Genomic DNA, 22,149 nt, shown 5'->3' with positions numbered 1-22,149 from the left:
GGCCCGTCACCCGAACGGCCCCCCTGAGCATGTCCCATCTCATATCTGAGATAACCTCAATCTCATGGCAGACGACTACCTCGTACGCATCGGCAAGCTCATCCGTGACGCCCGGCAACACCGTGGCTGGACACAGACGCAGCTGGCCGAGGCGCTCGGCACCTCCCAGAGCGCCGTCAACCGCATCGAGCGCGGCAACCAGAACATCAGCCTTGAGATGATCGCCCGAATCGGTGAGGCCCTGGACAGCGAGATCGTGTCCCTCGGCTACGCCGGTCCGATGCATCTGCGCGTGGTCGGCGGACGTCGGCTGTCCGGTTCCATCGATGTCAAGACCAGCAAGAACGCCTGCGTGGCCCTGCTGTGCGCCTCGTTGCTCAACAAGGGGCGCACAGTGCTGCGCCGGGTCGCCCGTATCGAGGAGGTCTACCGCCTCCTGGAAGTGCTCAACTCCATCGGCGTGCGCACCCGTTGGATCAACGACGGCGTCGACCTGGAGATCGTCCCGCCGGCCGAGCTGAACATGGCGGCGATCGACGCGGAGGCCGCCGTACGCACCCGCTCGATCATCATGTTCCTCGGCCCGCTGCTGCACCGCATGGACCACTTCAAGCTGCCCTACGCCGGCGGCTGCGACCTCGGCACGCGGACCATCGAGCCGCACATGATCGCCCTGCGCCGCTTCGGTCTGGACGTCGCGGCGACCGAGGGCCAGTACCACGCCATGGTCGACCGTGCCGTCCGCCCCGACCGGCCGATCGTGCTGACCGAGCGCGGCGACACCGTGACGGAGAACGCGCTGCTGGCCGCCGCGCGGCACGACGGCGTCACCGTCATCCGCAACGCCTCCTCCAACTACATGGTCCAGGACCTCTGCTTCTTCCTGGAGACGCTCGGCGTCCGCGTCGAGGGCATCGGCACGACGACGCTCACCGTCCACGGCGTACCGAACATCGACGTGGACATCGACTACTCCCCCTCCGAGGACCCGGTCGAGGCGATGAGCCTGCTGGCCGCCGCCGTGGTGACGGAGTCGGAACTGACGGTGTGCCGCGTCCCCATCGAGTTCCTGGAGATCGAGCTGGCGGTCCTGGAGGAGATGGGCCTCGACCACGACCGTACGCCCGAGTACTTCGCGGACAACGGCCGTACGCGACTGGTCGACCTGACGGTCCGCCCCTCCAAGCTGGAGGCGCCGATCGACAAGATCCACCCCATGCCCTTCCCGGGCCTGAACATCGACAACGTCCCGTTCTTCGCCGCCATCGCGGCCGTCGCCTCCGGCAAGACCCTGATCCACGACTGGGTCTACGACAACCGTGCCATCTACCTGACCGACCTCAACCGCCTCGGCGGCCGCCTCCAGTTGCTGGACCCGCACCGCGTCCTGGTCGAGGGCCCGACCCGCTGGCGCGCCGCCGAGATGATGTGCCCGCCCGCCCTGCGACCGGCCGTGGTCGTCCTGCTGGCGATGATGGCTGCGGAGGGGACGTCGGTCCTGCGCAACGTCTATGTCATCAACCGCGGTTACGAGGATCTGGCCGAGCGGCTGAACTCGATCGGGGCGCAGATCGAGATCTTCCGGGACATTTGATGTGCGGCGGCATCTCTGGGACTGCGAAGATCGCGTCGATGGCGGCGCTGCCCCGTGTGCCGGCTCGCGGCAGGAAGTGGGAGTACTTCCGCAGCGTGAACCCGGGGTCGGACGGCTCCCACACGCGAGCACCGTCGGCGCCGCCTTCCTCCAGCCGTGCGATCACGCCCGCCGTGGCCGGCGCGGGCTTCCACACGTACGAGTTGAAGTAGTTCCGGTTGATGGCCTTCCGCTCGCGGCCCGTCACCAGGAGGTTGTAGGTCCTCGGCCGCCGGCGCTTGGCCTCCACCTTCGCGCTCTGGCGCCAGGACGGTCTTGACCAGCGGATCCAGGAACCGTTCCGCTGTCAGGTGCGGGAGAAGGCCCGCCGGTGAGAGGGCCCGTCCCTCGTGATCACCGATATCCGGTCCGTGCGTGCGGCATCAGGTGTCCCGAAGGCCACGACGGGACCGACCGGACACCAATTGCAAAACGCCGGGGCGCAAGCGGGCACTGGCCGTCGACGTGCTGGGGCTGATCATCGGCGGCGTCGTCCTGGCCGCCTCGGCCCACGGCAACGCCGCGGGCACCGCCCCGCTGACGGCTTCAAAGACGGAGTCATCATCCACGGCGCACCAGACGCACCGCGGCCGTTGCGTCTTCACGCGAGAGGCGACGGCCACCGTGCGGTGACCGTCGCCTTGATGCACCTCAGGTCCAGCGCCGACTGTGGACCGGTGGCGGTCAGTCCGCCGGCAGCGCCGCGAGTTCCCGCTTGAGAACCTTGCCGGTCGCGTTCATGGGCAGGGACTCCCGGCATTCGACGAGCCGGGGATACTTGTGGCCCGCCATGTTCTCCTTCGACCAGGCCACCAGGTCTTCCTCGGTAGCGGTCGCTCCGGGCTTGCGGACGACGAAGGCCTTGACCTCCTCGCCGTGGCTGGCATGCGGAACGCCGACGACCGCGACGAGGCTGACGTCCGGGTGGGTGAGCAGGACCTCCTCGACCTCGCGGGGGTAGACGTTGAAGCCGCCACGGATGATGAGGTCCTTGGTGCGGTCGATGATGTAGAGGTAGCCGTCGGCGTCGCGCCTGCCGATGTCGCCGGTGCTGAACCAGCCCTGCGGGTCGATCGCCTCGGCCGTCGCTTCGGGGCGGCCGAGATAGCCCTTCATGACGTTGTGGCCGCGCAGACGGATCTCACCGGGTTCGTCGACCTCGGCCTCGGTGCCGTCGCGGCGGGTCACCCTGACCTCCACGCCCCAGGCGGGGAGCCCGATCGAGCCGGCCTTGCGGGGGCGGTCGACGCGGTTGAACGTGGCGATCGGGCAGGTCTCGGACAGACCGTAGCCCTCCAGGACGGGCACTCCGAAGCGCTCGTCGAAGCCCTTGAGCACCTCCATCGGCAGGGCCGACCCTCCGGAGATGGCGATCCGCAGGTTCGCCGCGATGCCGGACAGATCGAAACGGTCCGCGTCCGGGGAGCTCAGCAGCGCCCAGTACATGGTCGGCACCCCGGCGAAGAGAGTGACCTTCTCCCGCTCCATGAGCTCCAGCGCCGCCGCCACCTCGAAGCGCGGCAGCAGGACCAGCGTCGCACCGGAGAAGAATCCCGCGTTGAGCTGGACGGTCTGCCCGAAGGAGTGGAACAGCGGCAGCGCCAGCAGGTGCACGTCGTGGGGTGCCGCGGCGTACAGGCGGGTCGCCAGCTGCGCGTTGAGAACCATGTTGCTGTGCGTCAGCTCGGCGCCCTTCGGCCTGCCCGTCGTACCGCTGGTGTAGAGCACGACGGCCGTGTCGGTCTCGCTGGTCTGCACGGTCTCGAAGCCGGGGAGTCCGTCGCGGGCGAACTCCGTCAGCGTCGTCACGCCCGTCATCGACGTCTCACCGGACGGATCGGCCGTGAGCAGGACGAAGTGCTCGCAGTCCGGCACCGATTCGAACGCCGCGAGACCCGCCTTGCCCATGGGCAGCTGGTCCGTACCCTCGAAGCAGAAGTACGCCTTCGCACCCGAGTCCTGCAGGTGATAGGTGATCTCCCGCTCGGCGAGCAGAACGTTCAGCGGCACGACCGTCGCGCCGGACTTGAGGATGCCGTAGTACACGATCGGAAAGTACGGCAGGTTGGGGCAGCTCAGCGCGACCCGGTCACCGGGGCCGATGCCGCGCGCCGCGAGTGCCGCGGCGACCCGCGTCGCCTGGGCGTCGACCTGGGCGTAGGTCAGGCGGGTGCCGCCCAGCACCACGGCGTCCCTCTCGGGCAGCTCGCGTGCGGTGTGTTCCAGCAGGACAGCAAGATTGAGCATGAGGCTTCTCCAGGCATGGGGGGTGACAAGCATGTGGGGTGACAGGCATGGGGGGTGACAGGCATGGGGGGTGACAAGCATGGGGGGTGACAAGCATGGGGGGTGACAGGCATGGGGGTGATCAGCTGCGCAAAGCCTGCGCGAAGATCCTGGACAACGCCGACCAGCCGGGACGGCGGCGAAGCCGGTGAGAAGGCGGCCCGTGGTGGCCGCAGTGCGGGTCGGTGACGAACCGCGGGAGCATCGGGGACACCGCCATCTCTCCCTACAGGACCGCGCAGGGCGCGGGACGGAACCGGCCTCGTACGACAGTGCGTCCGGGGCCCGTCCAAGAGTACGGGGCGTAGTGCACGACGCCGATGCCGCTCTGCACGTTTCGAGAGTATGGCCGCGGAAGGCAACCTCAGGTGGCGGCCGCAGTCGGATAACCGACGCCCCTCCAGGCGCTGAACCCGACCGTGCCGTAACGAAGTTCTGCGACCGCCTCATCGAGCCCGACCCGGGTCCACTCCGCGCCGGCCAATTCCGTCGGGCAACGCCGCCCGCGAACCACGGCGGCGGCGGCGCTCCCGAACCTTCGTGCCGGACAGCCAAGTGGGCCATAGTGGATCTTCATCGGGGAAAACCTCTCGATGACGCTCAGGACATCCGAATGTCCATACTTTAGGCATGCGTTCGGGGGTTCAGCACGAAATTGGCGGTGATGATCCTCACGTCAGCCAGACCCTCGGCAGCGACCGCGTTCGAGTGAGACCGAGCAAGGTCGAAAAGGGAACAGCTACTGAGGACGCGTGTCGTGGTCGATGCGAGATGGGGCTCGTCCGGGCGCCGGGATGACTTCACTCGCTGAGAACCTCCACTGGCTGGTGGCGGCGACGGTTGCCAGGAGCTGGTGTGCGCGGGTGACGTAGTGGGGTAGCGCGGTGCGGGCCGAGGCCGTGGCGGGGTGGCGGTAGCTGACGGACAGTCCCTCGTGGGTCCGCATGATCCACAGGCACACTTCGTCCGGGTCGGTGGTGCGGGCGCGCAGAGCAACCGTGCGCCACTCTCGCCAGTCACGGGCGCCCGGAGTGAGGCGCAGATCCATGTACGAGATCATGAACGGATCACGGAGGGATCCGCCCAGCAGTTCCTCGATCCGGGAGATGGGGGTCTGGGCGAGTTCCTTCACCCCCTGCAAACCACGGGCCGCGGATCGGACGGTGTCTTCGAAGGAGTCGGCGTCGTCCATGGGGAAGCTGATCGGGGCCATGCCCACGTACCAGCCGAGGGCGGAGCGGTAGTGATCGGTTCGGGTGTGGAACGGGGCCATGGTGCGGAACACGGGCTCCTCGGTCGTCTCGTAACCCACTTTGGCCAGGCAGGCGAGCAGCCCTGAGAAGATGTCGCCGCCGGCGGCGCGGCATGCCCGGCCGAAGGCGTGGGTGGCGGATGCGTCGAGGAGCGCCGTGTGGTGGCCGGGCTGGGCTGCCGGGGTGCCGCTGACGTCGTTGACCGGGATCGGGAACTCCGGCAGCCGTCCTCCGGTTTCGGTCAGGAACCCGCGCCAGCGGACGATCGTGTCGTGGTCGGCGGTCAGGGCCTCGGCGGCGGACCTCTCGGCCTCGGCGAAGTCGAGGTAGCTCGGTGCAGGGGGCAGATGGGGTGCGGCAGCCGGGCCGCCCTCGTCGTTCCTTGCGTCCGAGGCAGACAGTGCCGCGGCGTAGAGGGTGTGGATCTCGTAGGCGGTCAGGAAGATGGAGTAGCCGTCCATGAGTGAGTGGTCGGCGGCGAGATGGACGGTGGTGGAGCCCGGGCGCGCCACCGTGGCGCAGACGTAGCCGGGCCAGCCCAGAGGGCCCGCCTCGTCGTTGAACAACTCCTCTATGCGGTGCGCCAGTTCCTCACCGTCGGTGAACTCCCCGTACTCCGTGGCGCGCGTGATCGTGACTCCGACCGGGAGGGTCTCCCGGCGCAGCCAGTCGGCCGAGGTGACGGAGGAAGAGGGAAGGAGTCGGCTGCGCAGGACTTCGTGACGGTCCGTCCACTGCTGCAGAGCGGTGGAGAACGCCTCCGGGTCGAGCTCAGGAGAAAGGTCGAAGGCGATACCCAGCCAGGACGGGGGCAGGGGGCCTTCGCCTGCTGACTCCAGGGCGTGGGCGAGGTGGGCTTCCTGGACGTGTGAGGCAGGTCGGGAGTCTGCGGCCCAGGCCGCTTCGGCGGTGGTTGAGGTGGTGACACGCCAGACGGTCAGCCGGCCCGGCGTCATGTCGAGTGACGAGATGTCAGTGATCTTCACTATGAGACCAGCCTTGTGTTCGAAAGAGAGACACGGGCAAGAAGACGGTGCGGGAGGTCGTCGGGCAGGTGACGACCTCAGGGGCGGTGGTCCTCGGTACGGGCTGCGGTCTCGCTGTGCGCCGGTGGCGTGCCCGGCCCGGCCAGTTGCGGTGTGCGCACCGCCCACAGCGGGGAGCGCACGATCCACGCCGCGGCGAATGCGATGGCGGCTCCGCTCAGCAGCAGCGTCGCCCGGGTGCCGAACCAGGCGCCGCAGGCCCCGCCGAGGAGGGCTCCCAGCGGGGCGAGGCCCCAGACGATCGTGCGGATGCTGGCGTTGACACGGCCGTGCAGGACGCGCGGTGTCAGGACGTAGCGGATCGGCACCTGGTGCACGTTGTAGATCTGCTGACCGGCCCACAGCAGGAAGTGCGACAACGCGACTGCGAGCAACGCCGCCCACCCGGTCACCGCGGCCACCGGTGTGAGGACCGCGCCGATCGCGCTCAGCACAAGCGACGCGACCAGCACGCGGCCCAGGCCCAGACCCCGGGCGAGGGATCGGGCGGCCAGCGCCCCGGCGATGCCTCCCGCCGCGGCGATCCCCATGGCCGCACCGCTCGCTCCAGCGGAGAATCCGAGCCGTTCGGTCAGGTAGAGGAGGAAGACGGCGGAGTAGGCGTTGTAGCAGAAGACGAGCGTGGCAGTGGCGAGGGTGACGGCGCGCAGCCGCGCGGTGCGCAGCACGAACAGCGCGCCTTCGGCCGCCTCTGAGAGGATGCCGCCATGGGCACGGCGGCCGTCGTCGTGTTCCCGGGCTGCCCCGTGGGCAGGGAGGTACTCCGCCGGGCGCATGGCGACGAACGGGAGCAGTGCCGTAGCCAGGAGGAACGAGGCGGAGTCCGCGAAGATCGCGGTCGGTGCGGAGAAGGTGCCGATCAGCCATCCCGCGAGGAGCGGACCGAGCGCTACCGCGATCGACTGTCCCAACTCCAGCCTGCTCTGTGCCCGCACCAGTTGGGTGGGCGGCACGACGTTGGGCACGCAGGCGAGGTAGGCCACGTCGGCGAGCACGGTCGCCGTGCCCACCACGGTCGCGGCCGTGTACAGGTGAGGCAGGCCGACGTGCCCCGTGAGAGCAGCGATGGGCACCGTGGCCAGAGCCACCGCCATGACCGTGTTCGCGCTCATCAGGAGCACTCGGTGGGGCAGGCGGTCGACCAGGACTCCGGCGACCGGGCCGCACAGCAGGTACGGAGCCCGTCCGCAGGCGAGGAGCACCCCGGTTTCGAATGGCCCTGCCCCGAGCAGATCGATCGCGGTCAGGGGCAGCGCCAGGAACGTCACGGCGGAACCGACCAGGGACACCGTCTGGCCGATCAGCAGGAGGTGGAACCCCCTGGGCAGGCGTTCGCCTGGGGCCGGTTCCCGGACGTCTGCCGTCACCCGGCGCTCCTCGGGCCCGTCGACGACAGGGGGTAGCCCAGGCGTTCCAGTTCCGTGCCCGCGATCCGCTCGAACTCCTCGATCTCCCCGGGAGTGAGGTCCTGCAGGTAGCGGCCGGTGCGGCCGGTGTAGAGGGGTTTGCCGGCGGCTTCCGCCGCGGGGTGTCCCCAGGGGTTGTTGAACAGGGCGTGCTCCAGTTCGGCGTGGCGCAGGACCGCCTCGTCCCATGGCACGCCCAGATGGTCCAGCATCTGTTCGGCGGTTGCACGGGGATGGGTGACCAGGTCCTCGTAGCGCACTTCCAGATAGCGCCCTTCGGGGGCGGTCTGCCGTGGCCGGGTGACGACCTCCAGCCAGCCGTGCGCGGCTTCGGCGACGGTGCGATAGCCCCAGTCGGGGACGGTTTTGAGGTGGGAGGCGGCGAGATCGCGTCCGTCGCGGATGATGTGGACGAAGTGAGCCCGGGGCCAGATGGCGGCGTAGGTCCCGATGTCCTGGATCTTCCGCTGGAGTTTGATGCCCCACCGTCCGGCTCCCGTGCGGGTACGCCGCAGCTCGCCGATGGCGTCGATGAGCCGGCAGCGGTCGGTCAGGGCCGAGAGGTCGCTGCCGCGTTCGGTCATCAGGCCCGCCACCAAGGCGCGCAGATCCTCGCGGTCCAGTCCGGAGCGCTCGCACTGTACGACGAAGTGCACGCCGTCGAACCACTCGGGGTCGATGGTCTCCTTGGTGGTTCCGGACACGCGTACGTCGTTACGGTCCATCAGGTCGCACACCTGAAGGATGTGCGGGCCGAGGTCGGGCGGTTCGGGGAAGTCGATCTCCGGTCCCACCACCAGGTCGGGATGCGAGTCCAGCAGGACGCTGAGCAGGGTGGTGCCGGAGCGGTTCTCCCCGCCGAGCAGGACGGGATCGGAGGTGAGGGGGCGGAAGGTCGGCTCGGACAGGGGCGGGATGCCGGAGTTGGCCATGGTTCTCCACGAAAGAAGGAGCACGGGGACGCAAGCGTGGGCGTGGGCGCTGCCGGAGCGGCGTGGGCAGCGACGTGGCAGGCGGTCAGCGGGTGTCGACTCCGCTGAACCACTTCTCGACCGCGTTGCGGGTGGCCACGAAGCGTTCCTCGGCGAACCGGCCGGCCGCCGCGAGGATGTCGCCGTCCCGCCGCCCTCGATCAGCGAGCTCGTCGTACCGAGCGTCGGTTTCCTCCAGTGCCGCGGTGAGAGCGGCGTCGGCTGCGGCGACCGCCGCATCCACGTCCTCGTCGGAGGTGGCCGCCGACGGCATGAACCGGCCGCCGTACTGCATGAGGAAGCCCCGGCTCCACATCTGTCGGCAGAAGGCATGGCCCAGCGCCGAATCCTCGAAGAGGACGTCGAACATGGTGGGGTGGGCGAAGGCCCAGGCGGCCGTGCAGTGGCGTGCGAACACCTCGTTGAGGCCGCGGATCAGCCGGTCCCCGACCGCCCGTGTCCGCGCGAGCGCGGTGCCGTCCGCGAGCGCGTCCAGGGTGGCGAGGGCGGCGGCGAACGGAGTGACCTCGCGCTGGTAGGTGTTGCCGAGGTAGGTGTGCTCGGAGGCGTTCATCACTTCGGCCCGGCCGGCTACCGCGGACAGCGCGGTGCCGTTGGCGAGCCCCTTGCTGAGGGTGATGAGATCGGGGGAAAGGCCCGCAGCCGCGTGGTAGCCGCCGGCGGCATAACGGAAGCCGGTCATGACTTCGTCCACGATCAGCAGTGCACCGTGCCGGCGGACGGCTGCTTCGAGTGCGCGGGCGTATTCCTCCGGAAAGAAGTTGACCTCCGGAGTGACGATCACCGCGGCAATGGGCCCGCGCCTGGTGGCCAGTTCGTCGAGCAGGTCGAGGTCGTAGCGGAAGTCCGTGCTCTGCGGGTCCCGGCCGGGTAACCCCATGGGGGCCCGGTCCTGTAAGTGCCAGTCGTGCCAGCCGTGATAGCCGCTGGTCAGTACGGTGTCGGCGCCCGTGTGCACCCGTGCGAGCCGTACGGCGGCGGTGGTCGCGCAGGAGCCGGTGCGGAAGAAGACAGATCGTTCGGCGACCGGGAAGAGCGCCGCGAGCCGTTCGGCGAGTTCCACGCGCAGGGTGGAAAGCGGTCCTGGCAGGATGCCGCCGCTGCGGGAGAGTTCGGCGACTATGCGGTCCGTGACGGGCCGGTGACCCGCGCCAAGTGGAGCGGCACCGCTGCACGAGGTGAAGTCCACGTACCTGCGACCTGCCGCGTCCCATACCTGCGCGCCATTCGCGCGGTCCAGCACCAAGGGCAGACGGCGATCGAGATCCCAGGTCTCCGAGGCGGTGAAGCGACGGGCCCGGTCGAGGAAGTCGCCGTGGGTTCCGGCGGACTGGGACATTCTGCTGGGCACAGGAGAGATCCTTTGCTGGAGGTGAGCGGGGGGCGGATCGGGTGTCGTCCAGAGGGTGTCCGTCGCACGCAGCGGCGCTCCGGCCGGTCTCCGGATGCGGCAGGCAGGGCTCAGTCGGCGACAGGCAGGTCCGGTCGCCGGTGCGCTGCGGGGAGGGAGGCCGCCGATCGCAGGTCAAGAGCGATTTTTTGCGCGATGCGCAACGCGTTCGCCTGGATGGTGAAGGTCGGATTGACGCCACCGGAGTACGGGAAGAACCCGCCGTCCACCACGTAGACATTGTCGAGGTCGTGCACCCTGCCCCAGGGATCGACCACGGATTGGGCGGGATCCGTACCCGCCCGGCAGCCGCCGTGCAGGTGCCTGCTGCCCAACTGGTAGTTGGAGTCCTCGTAGCGGATGTCGTCGGCCCCGGCCTTGGCCAGCAGCTCCGAAGCCCGCCGGGAGAGGTATCCGAGACGGCGCTTGTCCAGCGGATGCGTCACATAGTGGATGACGAGGCGGGGCAGGTTGAACGGGCCGCGCTCGCGGGCCAGGCGCACCGAGTTGTCCCGCATGGGCTGATCAGCGGCAAGGAAGTGGACTCGCAGCCGAATGCGGCCGTCCTTGACCACGCGTTCGTCGTCGCTCGCCTCATAGAGGAGACCTCCGAGGCCGGACGGCGCGTCGGGGTCCAGGTAGTGGTCGCTGAACGCCACCGTGGAGAACGGTCCGCCGGGGACGTGCGCGTACGCGCCGGCGGCAGGGTCGGCGGAGACCACCGGGCGTGGGCCGGGCGCGTCCACCGTCCCCGCCGCATAGCCGCTGATCTTGAAGGACAAGCCACGCCCGACCATGTCGGTGCTGTTGCCCAGGCCGTTCTCGGCACCCCGCTGCGCGGAGCGCAGCAGCAGGGCGGCGGACTGGACGGCGTTGGCCGCCAGGACGACGCTCCGGACGCGAGTCACCCTCCGGGTGCGCGTACGCAGGTCCAGCCACTCGACCGATCCGGCGTGGTGCCGGTTGCTCAGGATGATCCGCAGCGCCTTGGCGCCGTGCGCCACCGTGAGCGCGCCGGCCGGCAGGCCGGCGTCGAACAGCAGGGACGAGGTGTTCGCGCGGGCGCCGGTGGGGCAGACGTATTCGTTGCAGGGGCCGCATCGTACGCAGGCCGGCCGGCCGGCGTAGGGCTCGGAGTTGATGGCCAGCGGAGTGGGGAAGGGCCTCAAGCCGATGCGGCGGCCTGCGGCGGCGATCAGACCGCCCTGGGTGCTGTAGGGATGTGCGGGCATGACGGCCGGCGGGCCGGGTGGCTCCAGGGGATCCGCACCAGGCTCCCTGGCCACCCCGATACATCGCTCGATGCGGTCGTAGAAAGGGCGCAGGTCGGCGTATCCGATGGGCCACGCCGGATCCAGTGCGTCGGGGGCGACATGGGCACGGGCGTCCAGGTCGACGCCGCGTAATCGGAACGAGATCCCTGCGTACAGTGCCATGCCTCCGCCGAGTGCCGACGCGCTCCAGGGGCGCCCGAAGGGGCGCAGCGCGCCGCCCGGTGTGGGCACGAGCGCGTTCTCCCACGCACTCTGCACTGTGGGAAGGGACTCACCCGGGTTCAGTTTCCGTCCCTCTTCCAGAACGAGAACGCGGAGTCCACTGGACGCGATCTCCTGCGCGGCTACGGAGCCGCTCGCGCCGCTACCGACGACGCATACGTCGAAACTTTCGGCCTTCATGTCCCCGCCATCGATGAAACGGAATTACTCACTCATCTCACCGAAGCACACTACAGAACCGTTAGGAAAAGGTTCAACCATCCCTTGGTTAGCCATCGCAATTGACTTGAAATTGAGGTCGGGTGCCTGGTTAACAGGACGTCCGGCGTCGGGGATCCCGGATCTTTCCAGTTGCATCGCCCCTGTTCGCGCGTATGAAGAGGAAGATTTCGACGAGGTGAGCTGGCTGCGCCTGGCGCATTCGAGGCGGGTCGGATCGGTCAGATCTCAGGTTCTGTGCTCCGGCACAGCCGTCCAATATGCAAGCTGCCCGCAAAGGGATTTCATCGACGACGGCCGGGAATGCCGTCCGATGCGTCACGTGTTTCGATCGAGAGGGACGGGCATTACCCCATGCAGATGACTTCGCTGCCGGAGTACACCCCGCTGCCGGGCGAACTCGTCGAGTTCCAGGTACCGGACACGGTGCTCGCGGCCGCGGCCGCGGCTCCCCCGCACCCCGCACCGCCCAGCCACCTTCAGGAGAACCATCTGCGCCGACGTCTCGCCAACGACCGCGCCGGCCATCCGCAGGCCCCGTGGGCGGGCGTCCACTTCGACCTGCCCGGCCGTCTCGACTCCGGTGCCATGGCCGCCGCGCTGGCCACCTGGGTACGCCGGCACACCACCCTGCTCACCTGGTTCGCCTCGGACGGCAGTGGCTTCCGCCGCCACGCCGTCACCCCCGACACGGTCCGCTTCGTCGCCGCGCCCCTGGGCACCTACGACTCCGGAGAAGCGATCCGTGACTATCTGCGAGCGCGCCTCGTGCCTGCCACCGATCCGATGCGCTGGCCGCCACTGACGGCCGGTGCGGTACTCCGGCAGTCCAGCTCAACGGTCTTCGTGGCCATCGACCACGCCCACACCGACGGGCTGTCCCTGCAGTACGTCTTCGACGAACTGCGAGCCTGCTACACCGCAGAACTGTCCGGCACAGAGACGGACCTGCCCGAGGTCGGCTCCTACGTCGACTTCTGCCGCCTGGACCGTGAACGCACCGCCCTCGTCACCGCGTCGGCGCCCGAGGTCGCCCGCTGGGCCGACTTCCTGCGCGCCGGCTCGCCCGTCAGTCCCGTGGACCTGGGCACGGAACCGGGCCGGATGTACCGGACTCGCTCCCTGACCATGGACCTCCTCGACGCCACGGAGGCGGACGCCTTCGCCCGGATGTGCAAAGCGGCGGGAGCCGGATTCTCCGCCGGGGTACTCGCCGCACTGGGCATCTGCGGTCACCGGCTTGGCGACCAGACGACCTATCGGGCTCTGACCGTCGTCCACACCAGGGACGAACCCCGCTGGGAGCGCGCTCACGGCTGGTTCATCAACGCGGTCCCCGTGGAGTTCCCCGTGACTGGCCGGACGTTCACCGACATCCTCGGCGGCGCCCGGAAAGCGCTCGTACGCGGGCGGAACCTCAGCGGCATCACACCGATGAGACTGATGGAGTTGGTCCCCGAACTGGGCGGACTCCTGGGGGACGTGACACAGACCCTCCCCCTGGTGTCCTACGTCGATTTCCGGCATGCCCCCGGCGCACGAGAATGGGGCGACGGAAACGCCGGCTTCCTGCTGGGTGAGGGAAGAGCGCAAGGCTTGCACATCTGGGTGAACAGGCTGTGCGGCCGGACATATCTGAGGATCCAGTATCCCGACACCCCGCTCGCCCGGAATGGTGTGCGACACCTGGCTGCCTGCATCCGTCAGGTCATGGCCGACGTTGCCGCTACCGGCGACATCGACGCAAACCTGGAGCACCGCGTCAACAAGAGCCCCTCCCGGTGACCGGGCCCACTCCCACAGAGCTCGTGACACGATGACGGGTGGCCCCTCGCACAGGGGGTCGTGGGTGGTGACCACAGCGAAGAAGGGGAGTGCCCCGTCCGGGGCGGGCCTGCCGTCGGCGTAGCCGCCTAGACGCAGGTGACGAAGTCGGGGCGTTCGGCGGGCTCATCCGCGGGCCGCCGCGTTGGTGGTGAGGAAGCCGCCCGCCGAGAAGCCGATCACCCCGATCCGGTCGGTGTTCAGATGCCACTCGGCCGAGCGTTCCCGTACGAGGGCGAGGGCCCGCCGGGTGTCGTCGAGGGCGAGGCGGGGCACGGTGTCGGCCATGTTCGTGATGGTGGCCCCGACGGTGGTCCCGGGTTCCCGGCCTGCGAACCGGGCGACGGATCGTTCGACGAAGTCGGCCGGGTGGGCCCCGAGTGGCCGAGACGGTACTTCAGCAGGAATGCCGCGATCCCCCGCTCCCGGAGCCACTCGGCGACCGCCACGCCTTCGTCGCTCATGGACAGCATCAGCAAGCCGCCGCCGGGCGCGACGACGACGCCGGCCCCCGTGGCACGCTCGGGCTCGGGAAGGTGGGGAGTGAGCGTCGGTACGACGACGTGCGGACCTGCAGGTTGCCCGACGGGCTCCGGAACGCCGACTCCCGGTGCTGCCCGCGGCGAGAGCGGGATGCGAGGCGGGATCGGACTCCTCCACCGCGGCCATCATCCGGGCCACGGCGGTACGGGCGTCGTCGTGGGCCGTCATGGGGTGTCTTCTCGGGGCATGAGGGAACGGCCACCCCCCGTGCCACGGGCCACCGCCACGAGCGAAGGCCGGCCCTGGCGCCTTTCCAGGCGGTGTACTTCGAAGCCGTGGTCGGCCAGCCACCCGCCGCAGAAGTCGGCGATGACGGTCTCGCCGGCGCCTCCGGGGACCAGGTCCGGGTTGACGGAGTCGATGGTGATCAGGCGGGCCAGCAGACGGGTGGGGTCGGAGTCGGGGAGCATGAGGGCCTCTGGGGTGTGGTGGGGACGTGGGCAGTGGTCAGGCGGATGCCGTGGCCGCCGTGCCCTCGGTGTTCAGCAGGACGACCACTGAGGCCGGCCCGAGCCCCAGTGCCGTACGGCGTTCCTCGGCGCCCTCACCGGTGAGCGCCGCGTGCAGACCGGCGAGCGCGGCGGCGCCGCAGGGGCCGGAGGAGACGCCCAGGGCCGCGAGGCGGGCGGCCGCGCGGGCGCTGTCGGGGTCCGTGATGGCGACCGCGGCGTCGAGGCCGTCGCGCAGGTAGGGCCAGGCGATGCTGGACGGGGTGCCGCAGTTCAGGCCGGCCATGGTGGTTTCGCCGGTGGTGACGCTGACGGGGGTGCCGCGGGTGAGGCTTTCCAGGACGCAGGGCGCGGCCTGCGGCTCCACCGACAGCAGCGCCGGGGCGTGCGGGGTGGGGCGACTGCGGTAGTGGGTGATCACGGCCTGGGCCAGGGACCCCACTCCCACGGGTACGGCGACGAGGTCGGGGCCTGCCACGACGCCTTCGGTCGCCAGTTGTTCGTCGATCTCGGCGCAGAGGGTGGAGTAGCCCTCGACGATCCACCCCGGGATCTGCTCGTAGCCCGGCCAGGCGGTGTCCTGGATCAGGACCGCGTCCGGCGCGGCAGCCGCCTCGGCCGCCAGGCGTACGGCTTCGTCGTACGGCCCCGAGACCTCGGTGACCCGCGCCTGTTCGGCGACGATGGCCGCGACGGCCTGCGGATGTACGCCCCGGGGGACGAACACGTGGGCGCGTTGCCCCAGCAGACGGGCCGTGCGGGCCACGGCGCGACCGTGGTTGCCGTCGGTGGCGGTCACCAGAGTGACCGGGGTTACCGGGGTTACCGGGGTTACCGGGGCGACCGGGGTGGCCGGGGTGGCCGGGCTCGGTTCCTCACCGTTCACAGTCCGCTCGGTGAGGGTGCGGTGGACCGCCCAGGACGCGCCCAGCGCCTTGAACGCGGGCAGCCCCAGACGGCACGACTCGTCCTTGACGAACACCCGGCCGACTCCCAACTCGTTGGCCAGGGCGGGTAGTTCGGTCAGCGGGGTGGGTGCGTAGGCGGGCAGCGCGGCGTGGAAGTCGCGCACCGCGGCGACGGGGGCGGGTCCACACCGCCAGGTGCGGGCGCCGGGTCGGGCAAGCCACGACAGCGGCGTACGAGGAGAGGGAGCGGAGGAGGGGGAGGAGGGGGAGGAGGGAGTCTCAGGCACAGGTTCAGAGTGCGGCACTTTCTATAATCGGTCCAGCGAACGTTTCCGACCTATACCCGTCAAGAAGAACGATGATTCGGGGCCGCCATGTTCGATCTGCACCGGCTGCGTCTGCTGCGCGAGCTCAAGCATCGCGGCACCCTGGCCGCCGTCGCCGCCGCCTTGTCCTACGCCCCCTCCTCCGTCTCCCAGCAGCTCTCCCAACTGGAGGCCGAGGTCGGTGTGCCGCTGCTGGAACCGGTCGGGCGGCGGGTGCGGCTGACCGAGCAGGCCGAGATCCTGGTCGCCCACACCGAGGCGGTCCTCGAACGCCTGGAGCGCGCGGAGGCCGACATCGCCGCCTCCCTCAGCGACCTGACGGGCACCCTGCGCCTCGCCTCGTTCCAGACCGCCGCCCTGGCCCTGGTCCCGGCCGCGCTCGGCCTGTTGCGCGACCAGCATCCGCGCCTGCGCGTACACGTCACGCACATGGAGCCCGAAACGGCCCTGCCCGCCCTGCAGGCCCGTGACTTCGACCTCGTCCTCGCCGAGGAGTACCCGGGCAACCCCAACCCCCGGCCCGCCGAACTCGAACAGGAAGACCTCCTCGACGACCCCCTGCACCTCGCCCTGCCGAGGACGGCCCGCACCCCGGACGGCAACGGTCCGACGGCGACGCTGCGCTCCCTCGCCGAGCATCCGTGGGTGATGGAACCCGAGGGCACGGCCGCCCGGCACTGGGCCATGACCCTGTGCCGCAACGCCGGGTTCGAACCCGACGTACGGTTCGAGACCACCGACCTGCTGCTCCACCAGCGCCTGGTCGAACAGGAACACGCCGCGGCCTTCCTGCCCGGCCTCGTCTGGAGCGGACAGCCCCCGACGGTCGCGCTGCGGCCACTCCCCCGCGGCCAGCGCAGCCGTCGCATCTTCACGGTCGTACGCCGCGGCCGCGGCCGGCACCCCGCCGTCCAGGCCTGCCGACGCGCCCTCCTTCGGGCCGTCGCCCTCCGCTCCGAACAGGCGTGAGGCCTCGCCGACTCGCCTTCGCGGGCAGGGCATGGCTGATACGGCGTCATGCGGGCGGCGGTGGTGGGTCGTGCGGGGCCGGGAGTCGGGCCTCGGTGGAGGTCAGTCGTCGGTGAAGGTCAGTCGTCGGGGCAGGTCAGTCGTCGGGGATGCCGGCGCCGCTGAGGGCCTTGACGGTCTTCTCGGGGCGGGTGAGGGAGCGGGCGCCGAGGCGGAACTGGTCGAGCTTGTCGGCGATTGTCTGTCCGACCGGGGTGTGGCCCCAGATGCTGATGCCCTGGTGGGTGCTGGGTTCCCAGGTGGTCTCGTCGATGACGACGGGGTTCCAGCCGACCTCCCACTCGAAGCCCGAGGGGGTGCGGGCGTAGTAGGAGAGTTCCTTGTCGTTGGTGTGCTGTCCGACGGACAGGGCCATGTCGAAGCCGAGTTCGTGCACCCGGTCGTAGCTGCGGGCGAGGTCGTCCAGGGTGGCGACCTGGACGTTGAGGTGCTGGACGCGGGTGCGGACCGGGTCGACGGGCAGGCCCCGGACGGCGGCTATCGCGATGGAGTGGTGGCGTTCGTTGACGCGCAGGAAGCGGATCTTGAGCTTGACGCCGCTGATCGTCTCGTCGATGTAGTCGGTGACGCGGGCGTCGAAGACGGTGTTGAAGTAGCCGCGCATCAGGGTCGGTCTGGCCGAGGTGATCGCGACGTGGCCCATGCCGGAGTCGCCCGTGACCCAGCCGGAGGCCAGCATCCGCAGGGGCTGCGGGGAGAGGACCGGGGTGGTGTAGATCTCCTGGGTGATGCCCTTGGGGCCGGGGAAGCGCAGCAGGCGTTCGACGCCGCGCATTCGCGCCTCCTCGGCGGTGCCCTCGACGACGGGGACGCCGTGGGCGCGGACGCGGGCCTCGATCTGCTCGAAGGTGGTGTGGTCGTCGAGGTGCCAGCCGATGGCGACGACGTCCTCGGCGGGTCCGCGCCGCAGCAGGAAGCGGCACTCGTGGTCGTCGAGCCGGAAGCGCATCAGGCCGGTGTCGAGGTCGTCGTGGTGCATGCCGATGGCCTCGGTGCCGAAGCGGCGCCAGTCGGCGAAGCGGTTGGTCTCGACGACGATGTAGCCGAGGTGGACCGCGCCGAAGACGGACGGGGCGTCGTGGCCCTGGTAACCCTGGTAACCCTGGTAACCCTGGTAGCCCTGGTGGCCCTGGTGGCCCTGGTGGCCTTGGTAACCCTGGTAGCCCTGGTAACCCTGGTGTGTAGTCATCGGCGGCCGGCCAGGAAGTCGGCGCAGAGCCGGTTGAAGAGCTCGGCGCGTTCGAACTGCACCCAGTGCCCGGTGTTGGCGACCATGTAGAGGTCGCCGTTGGGGAGCCGGTCGGCGAGCATCCGGCCGCCGCCGGGCCGGTTGACCTTGTCGGCGGAGCCCCACAGCACCAGGGTCGGCACGGGCAGCCGGGCGAGGCGCTTGTCGCGGGTGAAGTCCATCTTCCACAGGGCGCCCAGCGACTTGGGGCGCCGCAGCGGCGGGTCCGCCACCACCTCCGGGTCGATGCTGTCCCGGTAGCGGGCGTCGATGACGCTGTCCGGCACGTCGGCGGCGTTGAAGACCAGGTAGTGGCGGATGAACTTCTCCAGTTTCGCCCGGGTCGGTCCCTCGCCGTTGTAGTAGTCCAGCAGGCAGTTCAGACCCGGGGTGGGCAGGGCACGGGTGGTGCCGATGCCGCCGGGGCCCATGAGGACCATGCGCTCGACCCGGTCGGGGGTGTCCAGGGCCAGGCGCAGGGCGCAGGCACCGCCGTAGGAGTTGCCGACGAAGTGAACCTTCTCCAGGCCGAGTCGGTCGAGCAGGCCGCGGATGCCGGCGGCCAGGGAGCCGAAGGGGTCGCTGAGGTCGAGGCCCTTGGTGCTGCGGCCGTATCCGGGCAGGTCGGGGACGATGACCCGGTACTCCTTGGCCAGCTCGGCGATGTTCCGGGTGTAGTTGGCGACGCCGGAGGCGCCGGGGCCGCCGCCGTGCAGCAGCAGGACGGGCGCGTCCTGGCCGGTCTCGGCGACGAAGATGTGCCTGCCGCCGACGTCGGTCGTGTACTCCTGCATCGCGGGCAGGTCGGTCTGCGTGGTCATGGTGTGGTCCTCACGGGGCGGTGGTCGCGGTCGGGTGCGGTGCCGGGGCGAACCCGGCCGGGGGCGGCGGGAGTTGGGCGCCCCAGGGGGCGGCGGCGTAGACGTAGGCGTCCGGGCGCAGGGCGACGGTGGTGGCGCGGTGCTCGGTCAGCCAGGGCAGCAGCACCTCGTCGTCGTCGACGACCGCGCCCGGCGCCGGACGTGCGCCGGCCGGCAGGACGGTCAGGGAGGGGACGCCGGAGCGGTCCCAGACGGGCTGCGGGGTGTCCCGCGTGCTGTGCAGGAGCAGCCAGCGGCCGCCCAGTACGTCGTCCAGGCGGGCCCGGCTGCCGTCGGGGCCGGTCACCCAGGGCTGGGGGAGCTGGTGTCCGGTGGCCTTGGCGCGCGGGCGGGCCCGGAAGCCGTCGGCGTAGTGGGCGGCGGGGATCCAGTGGGAGTCCTGCAGCCGGCGGGCGACGCCCGGTATGCGGTTCACGGCCGCGAGTACGGCGTCCCGGACCCGGGTGACGGCGAGCCGCCGGTCGGTGATGATCCGGCCGACGAACACGGCCCGCCTGGTGATCTCCTTGACGTGCGGTTTGCGCTCCGTCTCGTAGCTGTCGAGCACCGACTCGGGCAGTTCGCCGCGTACGACGGCGTCGAGTTTCCAGCACAGGTTGGCCACGTCGCGCACCCCGGCGGCCATGCCCTGGCCGATCCACGGCGGCATCGCGTGGGCGGCGTCCCCGGCGAGGAAGACGCGGCCGACGCGGAAGCGGGCGGCGAAGCGGACGTGGTGGCTGTAGACGGTGGCGCGCAGGATCTTGATCTGGTCCCTGCCGATGCCGTACCGGGACACCATCGCGTGGATCGCGTCGTCGGTGGTCAGGCGTGCCTCGTCGTCGCCCGGCAGGATCGGGAACTCCCACCGGTGGTGCCCCAGCGGGGTCGGACAGTCCACCGCCGGGCGGGCCGGGTCGCAGCGGAAGCGCAGCCGGTCGTGGTCGGGCCACGGCTCGATCATCTTGGTGTCGATGACGACCCAGCGGTCCTCGTACGTCCGTCCCTCGTAGCCGACGTTGAGCTGTGCGCGGGTGAGGCTGGAGCCGCCGTCGGCCGCGATGACGTACTGCGCGCGCAGCCGGCGTACGGAGTCGTCGCCGGTGCCCACCAGGGTGAGTTCCACCCCGTCGGCGTCCTGGCGCAGACGCAGGCACTCGTGCCGCAGCAGTACCTCGACGTTCGGGTAGCGGTCGACGCCCTCGCGCAGGACCTGTTCCAGCGCGGGCTGGTAGATGAACATCTGCGGTGGATGGCCGTGGCCGCGCGGGGCGGGGTGGGCGCTGAGGATGGCGCGGCCTCGGGCGTCGACGAAGTCGAGGGGCCGGTCGGCCAGCATGTCCTGCTTGAGCCGTTCGGCCATGCCGACGCGCTGCCAGATCCGCAGGACCTCCTCGTCGGTGGAGATCGCCCGGGCCCGGGAGAAGACCTCGGCGTCGCGCTCCACGACGACGACTTTCAGGCCCGCCGCGCCCAGCAGGTTCGCGGCGGTCACCCCCGTGGGCCCGTAGCCGATCACCGCCACGTCGTACGGGCTGTCGTACGCGCTGCCGTCGGCTTTGTCCTCGGCCCTGCTGCCGGCGCTGATCTCACTCACCAGGCCACCTCACTGTCGTCCCTGTCGCGGCACTGTCGTCCCTGTCGGCTGTTGCTGTAGCGTTTACTCCAATTGGAATGTTCGCTACGGTAAGCTCGACGTCAGGGACGGTCAAGTGCCTGGAGCGGCGCCCGGAGGAACGCCGGGGGCGGACCGTGTTCCTCCAGGTCCGCGCCATCTCCCGGCAGCGGATAGAGGAGACGATCACCACCCTCTTCCGCGCCCTCGACGAGGACGTCGTGCAGACCCTCGCCACGTATGCCGTGGCCGGTGCCGACGGGCTGTTCGTGCACCACGAGGTGAGCGGCGACCGCGTCGACCTGGTGGCGATGTTCGAGCTGCACGCGCGGCTGGTCCACGAGGCGGCCGTCCGCATGGCGGCGAGGAGCGAGGGTTGAGCCTGACCACGTACAGCGCGAGGAGGCGGCCCGGCGCGGGCCCGGCACATGGCCCGGGCAGGTCACCGGACACGAGCCCACCGCATGCCGGAGGCCCCCCGCCTCGCTCCTCGTCAACCGGTCGGTGCGCAGGCGCCGGTGGCGGGCGGGCGTTTCCGATCTCCCAGACACGAGCGGGCCGAGAGGCCACGAGAGAGCCGAGAGGCCGCACCATGAGCAAGCCGTCCCGTCGGATCGACGTCCACCAGCACCTCGTTCCGCCTTTCTACCGCGATGTCCTCGCCCAGGCCGGCATCGCCGAGCCGGGTGGCCGGGCGCTGCCCGAGTGGGGTGCCGGTGCCGCGCTGGAGGTGATGGATCTGCTGGGTACGCAGACGGCGATCCTCTCCCTGTCCACCCCCGGGACGGGCTTCCTGTCCGACCCGGTCGAGGCCGTCCGCCTGGCCCGGCGGCTCAACGAGTACTCCGCCGGCCTCGCCGCCGAACACCCGGCCCGCTTCGGCTGGTTCGCCACGCTGCCCATGCCCGACGTCGTCGCGTCGGCCGCGGAGGCCGAGCGGGCACTGGCCGAGCTGGGCGCCGACGGGGTCACGCTGCTCGCCAACAACCAGGGGCCCTACCTCGGCGCCGACGGCCAGGACCCCCTGTGGCGGGCCCTCGACGAGCACGGCGCCGTCGTGTTCGTCCACCCGGCCGACCTCCCGGCCGCCGCCGTCGACGGCATCCCGCCGTTCGCCGCCGACTTCCTGCTCGACACGACGCGCGCCGCCTATCTCCTCGTACGCAACGGCGTCCCGCGCCGCTACCCGAACATCCGGTTCGTCCTCAGCCATGCGGGCGGCTTCCTGCCGTACGCCTCCCATCGCATGGCCGTCGCCCTGGCCAGTGACTCCGGACGCAGCCCGCTCGACATCCTGGACGACTTCCGCGGCTTCCACTTCGACACCGCGCTCTCCTCCAGCCCCGCCGCGCTGCCCACCCTGCTGGCGTTCGCCCGCCCCGGACACGTCCTGTTCGGCAGCGACTGGCCCTTCGCGCCCGCGGCCGCCGGCCAGTACTTCGCAAGCGGCCTCGACGACGGCGTCGACGCCCGCACCCTCGCGGCCGTCAACCGTGCCAACGCCGAAGCCCTCTTCCCCCGCCTGGCCGACGGCACCCCCGCACCGGCCCCGTCCCGTCCGCTCCCGGTCCGGCTGCGGCACTCGGCGCGGCGAGCCGGCGCGCGTCTCGTCTTCAGGCTTCTCCAGCCCTAGCGCCGAAGCCGAG

Annotated in this window: 18 protein-coding genes and 2 pseudogenes; 7 read left to right on the top strand and 13 right to left on the bottom strand. The window is 70.4% G+C overall.

What is annotated here, in order from left to right:
• The first annotated feature begins 64 nt into the window (after positions 1-64).
• From AQJ67_RS16810 to AQJ67_RS50430, 3 genes and pseudogenes are all read left to right on the top strand, one after another.
• Positions 65-1,594 carry a helix-turn-helix domain-containing protein gene (locus AQJ67_RS16810; RefSeq protein WP_062719573.1) on the top strand — a complete coding sequence of 510 codons (1,530 nt, stop codon included), beginning with the start codon at positions 65-67 and terminating at the stop codon, positions 1,592-1,594.
• A 38-nt stretch (positions 1,595-1,632) separates the two neighbouring features.
• Entirely contained in the window at positions 1,633-1,806 is a 174-nt protein-coding gene (locus AQJ67_RS48595; RefSeq protein WP_208614984.1) for a hypothetical protein, read from the top strand.
• Between the two features lie 78 nt (positions 1,807-1,884).
• Positions 1,885-2,208: pseudogene (locus tag AQJ67_RS50430) on the top strand (IS5/IS1182 family transposase); the annotation flags it as partial.
• Positions 2,209-2,317: 109 nt separating this feature from the next.
• Here AQJ67_RS50430 and AQJ67_RS16795 read toward each other — a convergent pair.
• The 7 genes and pseudogenes from AQJ67_RS16795 to AQJ67_RS50685 form a co-directional block, all read right to left on the bottom strand.
• The gene (locus AQJ67_RS16795) at positions 2,318-3,880 is read right to left on the bottom strand and encodes a long-chain-fatty-acid--CoA ligase (RefSeq protein ID WP_062719571.1); all 1,563 of its coding nucleotides are present in this window, start codon (positions 3,878-3,880) and stop codon (positions 2,318-2,320) included.
• Between the two features lie 778 nt (positions 3,881-4,658).
• Positions 4,659-6,158, bottom strand: a complete 1,500-nt coding sequence (locus AQJ67_RS16790) for a condensation domain-containing protein (protein ID WP_063807334.1) — start codon at positions 6,156-6,158, stop codon at positions 4,659-4,661.
• Between the two features lie 77 nt (positions 6,159-6,235).
• Positions 6,236-7,585, bottom strand: coding sequence for an MFS transporter (locus AQJ67_RS16785; RefSeq protein WP_063807333.1), 1,350 nt, complete (start codon positions 7,583-7,585; stop codon positions 6,236-6,238).
• Complete coding sequence (locus AQJ67_RS16780) at positions 7,582-8,556, bottom strand: sulfotransferase family protein (RefSeq protein WP_062719570.1); 975 nt, start codon at positions 8,554-8,556, stop codon at positions 7,582-7,584. The genes AQJ67_RS16785 and AQJ67_RS16780 overlap by 4 nt, the downstream gene beginning before the upstream one ends.
• A gap of 85 nt (positions 8,557-8,641) precedes the next feature.
• A complete protein-coding gene (locus tag AQJ67_RS16775) occupies positions 8,642-9,967 on the bottom strand; it encodes an aminotransferase class III-fold pyridoxal phosphate-dependent enzyme (RefSeq protein ID WP_159058776.1) in 1,326 nt (441 codons plus the stop codon).
• Between the two features lie 110 nt (positions 9,968-10,077).
• Positions 10,078-11,442: a GMC oxidoreductase gene (locus tag AQJ67_RS16770; RefSeq protein ID WP_341846156.1), complete on the bottom strand. Its 1,365-nt coding sequence runs from the start codon at positions 11,440-11,442 to the stop codon at positions 10,078-10,080.
• A 135-nt stretch (positions 11,443-11,577) separates the two neighbouring features.
• Positions 11,578-11,682 (bottom strand): annotated as a pseudogene (locus tag AQJ67_RS50685) (NAD(P)-binding protein); the annotation flags it as partial.
• A gap of 399 nt (positions 11,683-12,081) precedes the next feature.
• On the opposite strand from AQJ67_RS50685, the gene AQJ67_RS16765 reads away from it, so the two are divergent.
• Complete coding sequence (locus tag AQJ67_RS16765) at positions 12,082-13,506, top strand: condensation domain-containing protein (protein WP_159058775.1); 1,425 nt, start codon at positions 12,082-12,084, stop codon at positions 13,504-13,506.
• 165 nt (positions 13,507-13,671) lie between these two features.
• On the opposite strand, the gene AQJ67_RS47665 is transcribed toward AQJ67_RS16765, so the two are convergent.
• The 3 genes from AQJ67_RS47665 to AQJ67_RS16755 all read right to left on the bottom strand — a co-directional run bounded on the left by AQJ67_RS47665 (position 13,672) and on the right by AQJ67_RS16755 (position 15,732).
• Positions 13,672-13,833 (bottom strand): alpha/beta hydrolase, encoded by a 162-nt coding sequence (locus AQJ67_RS47665; RefSeq protein ID WP_159058774.1) that lies wholly within the window; start codon positions 13,831-13,833, stop codon positions 13,672-13,674.
• Positions 13,834-14,252: 419 nt separating this feature from the next.
• On the bottom strand, positions 14,253-14,498 hold the full coding sequence (locus AQJ67_RS16760) for a hypothetical protein (protein ID WP_062719566.1): 246 nt from the start codon (positions 14,496-14,498) through the stop codon (positions 14,253-14,255).
• 37 nt (positions 14,499-14,535) lie between these two features.
• Positions 14,536-15,732: a diaminopropionate ammonia-lyase gene (locus AQJ67_RS16755; protein ID WP_062719565.1), complete on the bottom strand. Its 1,197-nt coding sequence runs from the start codon at positions 15,730-15,732 to the stop codon at positions 14,536-14,538.
• Between the two features lie 87 nt (positions 15,733-15,819).
• On the opposite strand from AQJ67_RS16755, the gene AQJ67_RS16750 reads away from it, so the two are divergent.
• Positions 15,820-16,740, top strand: a complete 921-nt coding sequence (locus AQJ67_RS16750; protein ID WP_062719564.1) for a LysR family transcriptional regulator — start codon at positions 15,820-15,822, stop codon at positions 16,738-16,740.
• Between the two features lie 136 nt (positions 16,741-16,876).
• Here the strand turns inward: AQJ67_RS16750 and AQJ67_RS16745 are convergent, their stop codons facing one another.
• Genes AQJ67_RS16745 through AQJ67_RS16735 form a run of 3 tightly spaced genes read right to left on the bottom strand, consistent with a single transcriptional unit; the run spans position 16,877 to position 20,476 of the window.
• On the bottom strand, positions 16,877-17,989 hold the full coding sequence (locus AQJ67_RS16745) for a VOC family protein (RefSeq protein WP_244190480.1): 1,113 nt from the start codon (positions 17,987-17,989) through the stop codon (positions 16,877-16,879).
• Positions 17,986-18,849, bottom strand: a complete 864-nt coding sequence (locus AQJ67_RS16740; RefSeq protein WP_062719563.1) for an alpha/beta fold hydrolase — start codon at positions 18,847-18,849, stop codon at positions 17,986-17,988. The genes AQJ67_RS16745 and AQJ67_RS16740 overlap by 4 nt, the downstream gene beginning before the upstream one ends.
• Positions 18,850-18,859: 10 nt before the next feature.
• Positions 18,860-20,476 carry a bifunctional 3-(3-hydroxy-phenyl)propionate/3-hydroxycinnamic acid hydroxylase gene (locus AQJ67_RS16735; RefSeq protein ID WP_425264162.1) on the bottom strand — a complete coding sequence of 539 codons (1,617 nt, stop codon included), beginning with the start codon at positions 20,474-20,476 and terminating at the stop codon, positions 18,860-18,862.
• Between the two features lie 86 nt (positions 20,477-20,562).
• Between AQJ67_RS16735 and AQJ67_RS16730 the strand changes: the two genes are divergently transcribed.
• Positions 20,563-20,883, top strand: coding sequence for a hypothetical protein (locus tag AQJ67_RS16730; RefSeq protein WP_208614983.1), 321 nt, complete (start codon positions 20,563-20,565; stop codon positions 20,881-20,883).
• Between the two features lie 212 nt (positions 20,884-21,095).
• Entirely contained in the window at positions 21,096-22,136 is a 1,041-nt protein-coding gene (locus tag AQJ67_RS16725) for an amidohydrolase family protein (protein ID WP_062719560.1), read from the top strand.
• Positions 22,137-22,149: the final 13 nt, after the last annotated feature.

Source organism: Streptomyces caeruleatus, assembly GCF_001514235.1.
GTDB lineage: Bacteria > Actinomycetota > Actinomycetes > Streptomycetales > Streptomycetaceae > Streptomyces > Streptomyces caeruleatus.
This window is presented reverse-complemented; position numbering and strand designations above follow the sequence as displayed.